This is a genomic window from Herbaspirillum lusitanum P6-12 (assembly GCF_000256565.1).
GTDB classification, from domain to species: domain Bacteria; phylum Pseudomonadota; class Gammaproteobacteria; order Burkholderiales; family Burkholderiaceae_D; genus Herbaspirillum; species Herbaspirillum lusitanum.
In genome coordinates this window covers 1-3,677 of the sequence record NZ_AJHH01000582.1, presented here as the reverse complement: position 1 = coordinate 3,677, position 3,677 = coordinate 1, and the positions used below count along the sequence as shown (strand labels likewise).

Sequence of the window (3,677 nt, the reverse complement as noted above, 5' to 3'; positions counted from 1 at the left end):
GAGGTCGAGGGCGCGTTCGGTCAGTTCGAGCGAGCTGCTGCGGCCGCTGCGCAGGTCTTCGCTGTGTTGATGCAGGCTGGGGATCATGGCGTCAAAAGTAGAAGTGATCAGGAAATGGCTATGCAATAACTAAGCAACTTCGGCAAGGATTTCCGCGTCGTAAGCGTGGCGCAGCGAACGCTGGCGACGCGGGTCGAACAACTCCATCGTGAACGAAGTCGCCGGACGGATGCCGCCGATGGCGCCGACCGTGCCGCAGGTCATGCCGCTGCCTTCGGGCAGGATGTCCTTGCCGCCCGTGAAGCCGGCGATCAGGTCTTGCGGCGTGCGCAGGCTGGCCAGCGTGCCTTCCTGGTACAGCACGTCCTTGCCGTCTTCCTTGATCCAGGAACGGATCACCAGCTCATCCCAGTAGGCGGCGACGTCGGCCAGTTTCCAGGCGGCCGCGGCCACGGGTTTGATGCAGGCTTGCTTGGAGAATGCGACGCTGTGGGCTTCCAGCTTGCGGTCGGTGTGGTCGGAGGCGATGCTGACGTACAGTTCGCCGCCGGCGTTGAAGACGAAGGTCTCGACTTCGCCCGACGATTCGCCGCCGAGCACCTGCACCGTCGCCGATTGCGTGAGCTGGTTGCTGGCCACGCGGTAATACAGCGGCACTGCGCTCGGGCGTGGAATGCCCAGCGCCGCGAGTTCTTCGATGTGATGCTCGATGGCGGCCAGGTCGCGACCGGCCCAGCCGGCGATGATCAGATTGCCGATGTCGACATTGAGGGTTGCTGCGTCAGTGTGGAAAGAGAGTTTCATAAGGCTGCTTCAGGTACGTGAATAACATGAATAAAGGGGTGCGCCGCCGGGGCGGAAATGCAGGAACAGAATGGCGGCGCAGGGACAACTCGGAAATAGTCAGGCCTGCGACTTCTTGACGAATACCACCACCAGGAAGCTCGCCAGGAATTCCAGCGCGGCCACGAAATACAGGCCGGAGGACAAGGAGCCGGTGCTGGTCTTCAGCGCGCCGATCATGTATGGGGCGACGAAGCCGGCCAGGTTGCCGATCGAATTGATCAGCGCGATGCCGCCGGCAGCCGCGGTGCCTGCCAGGAACGCGGCAGGGATCGACCAGAACACCGGGAAGGCGGCCAGGATGCCGATGGCGGCGAGCGTCAGTGCGCACAGCGCCATGACGGCATTGCCCAAAGTGAGACCGGTCAGGATCAGGCCGACGCTGGCGATCAGCGTGGCGATGGCGCTATGCATGCGGCGCTCGCCGGTCTTGTCGGAGTGGATGCCGTTCCAGATCATGGCCAGCGTGCCGGCGATGAACGGGATGGCGGAGATCAGGCCGATCTGCAAATTACCCTTGACGCCGATTTCCTTGATGATCGACGGCGTCCAGAAGGCGATGGTGGCGTTGCCGCTGACCACGCAGAAGTACACGGCGGCGCACAGCCAGACGCGATAGTTGCTGCAGGCGTCCTTGAATGACAGATGCTTGCTGGCGGATGTATTTTCGGCAACCAGCGCCTGCGTGACGGCTTGCTGCTCGGCGGCGGAGAGCCATTTGGCGTTGGCTGGTTTTTCCGGCAGGTACAGCAGCACGAAGACGCCGGCGATCAACGAAGGGATGCCTTCCAGGATGAACAGCCATTGCCAGTTGGCGAGATGGCCGACGCCTTCCATCTGGCTCATGATGGTGCCCGCGATCGGACCGCCGACAGCGCCGGCAATCGCAAACGAGGTCATGAACAGGCCGTTGACGCGGGCGCGGCGCTGGGCCGGGAACCAGTAGGTCAGGTACAGCACGACGCCGGGGAAGAAGCCGGCTTCGAACACGCCCAGCATGAATCGCAGGATATAGAACGAAGTCGGCGTGGTGACGTAGGCCATCGCCATCGAGGCCAGGCCCCACAGGATGGTGATGCGCGCCAGCGTCTTGCGCGCGCCGATTTTTTCCAGCAGCAGGTTGCTCGGCACTTCAAACAGGAAGTAGCCGATGAAGAAGATGCCGGCGCCGAGGCCGTAGATCGCTTCCGAGAATTGCAGGTCCTGCAGCATCTGCAGCTTGGCGAAGCCGACGTTGACGCGGTCGATCCAGGCCAGCACGAACAGGAAGACCAGGAACGGGATCAATCGCCAGGCGATTTTCTTGTAGGTGACTTCCATGTCCAGCGCGCCGGGCGTGTAGATGGAATTCCCTGTCGGGGATGTTGCCGATGTCGAGGTCATGCTTGCCTTCTCCTGCTTTTGAGATTGATTGAGCGGTCGCTTCATTCTCACAGCACGAGAACATGCAGGACATTGGAAATGTCTCGGTGAAATCGTAGCTGGAAAATGTCTGGCGGAAATCCGTCGTTTGCTTTTGCGCCGGCATGTGCATCCGGCGCCATGAACGATCTTGTGTGAATTCAGTATGGGCAGCGGCGCCATGGCTGTCCAACAAGAAATTGTTGGCGCAGATGATTGGAAAATCTTATGAGCAAAAATGGGTGGGCCGTTGCGCCCTTGTGGTGCTGCGATGCAAAACGCGTGCAGGCCTTGCCGGCGCTGACTTGGGGATGATTGCTACTGTGCCTGCGACGGCAGCCGCGCGATTTCCTGTCCCCAATTGAGTGCGAAGTCCGCGGCGGTTTCCTGGGCGATGCGGGCCACGGTTTCGGTCAGCGGGTTCTCGTTGTCGGAACGGAAACAGGCCAGCATCACCAGCGCCGGGAACTCGACGTCGACCCGCAGCGTGTGCAGGATTTCTTCGTTGAGCTCGCGCTGGATGATGGCGGGCGGCACCGCCGCCACGCCGAAACCGTCGGTGACCAGCCGGATCATGGTGGCGACCGAGGCGATGCAATTGACATGTAGCGCGCCGCGTTCGCTGCCGGAGAACAGCCGCTCGATCACCGCATGCGGGCCCGAGTTGCGCGCGAAGCTGATGATGGGGAAGGTCGCCAGGTCGGACAGGCTCAGTGTTTCGCTGCCGATGTTGAGCTTGGGACTACCGACCCAGCGCATCGGGAATTCGCACAGGTTGATGTTGGTGATGTGGGTGCCGGGCACCGGCTCGGCCTGCAGCACGATGTCGAGATTGCCCTTGCTGAACTGTTCGCGCAAGTGGATGGTGGTGTCGCTGGCGATCTCGATCTGCAGGCGCGGGAACATCTTGTGTACGCGCCCGAGGAAATCCGGGAACCAGCTGTGCACGATCGATTCGATCACGCCGATGCGGATCACGCCGGCGTAGACCTGTTTGTCGGACATGTCGTCCTTCATCTCGCGCATCAGCTTGACCATGCGCTCGGCATACACCAGCGCCTTGCTGCCGTCGGTGGTCAGCGTGACTTCACGTGCGCCGCGATCGAACAGGCGCACGCCGAAATCCTGTTCCAGCGTGGCGATGCGGCTCGACACTGCAGCTTGCGTGGTGTGCAGGCGTTCGGCAGTCAGGCGGAAATTTTTCAGCTTGGCCAGCCAGACGAAGGTTTCGAGGAAGCGGATGTTCATGGCCGTCATTCTCTCAAAGCCGCAGCGATTAAGCCAGCAGGCAATCCGGCAGCGTTTGCGGCGAAGGGATAGAATCCTCGCAGACTATTTACGCAGCCAGCCTGCCGCCAGCAAAGAGGAATTCCATGCCAGTCACCGCCATTGATCATATCCAGCTCGCCATGCCCGCCGGCGGCGAAGACGCC

The 3,677-nt window shown here is 61.5% G+C and carries 4 protein-coding genes; all 4 read right to left on the bottom strand.

What is annotated here, in order from left to right; all coding sequences use genetic code 11:
• Nucleotides 1-129 precede the first annotated feature (129 nt).
• Nucleotides 130-804, bottom strand: a complete 675-nt coding sequence (locus HLUSI_RS0119310) for a DUF2848 domain-containing protein (protein WP_016835512.1) — start codon at nucleotides 802-804, stop codon at nucleotides 130-132.
• A gap of 99 nt (nucleotides 805-903) precedes the next feature.
• Nucleotides 904-2,163 (bottom strand): MFS transporter, encoded by a 1,260-nt coding sequence (locus tag HLUSI_RS0119305; RefSeq protein WP_016835511.1) that lies wholly within the window; start codon nucleotides 2,161-2,163, stop codon nucleotides 904-906.
• 399 nt (nucleotides 2,164-2,562) lie between these two features.
• Complete coding sequence (locus HLUSI_RS0119300; RefSeq protein ID WP_029363776.1) at nucleotides 2,563-3,492, bottom strand: LysR family transcriptional regulator; 930 nt, start codon at nucleotides 3,490-3,492, stop codon at nucleotides 2,563-2,565.
• A gap of 5 nt (nucleotides 3,493-3,497) precedes the next feature.
• A partial coding sequence (locus HLUSI_RS34355; protein WP_040503686.1) for a hypothetical protein occupies nucleotides 3,498-3,677 on the bottom strand: 180 nt, incomplete at its 5' end.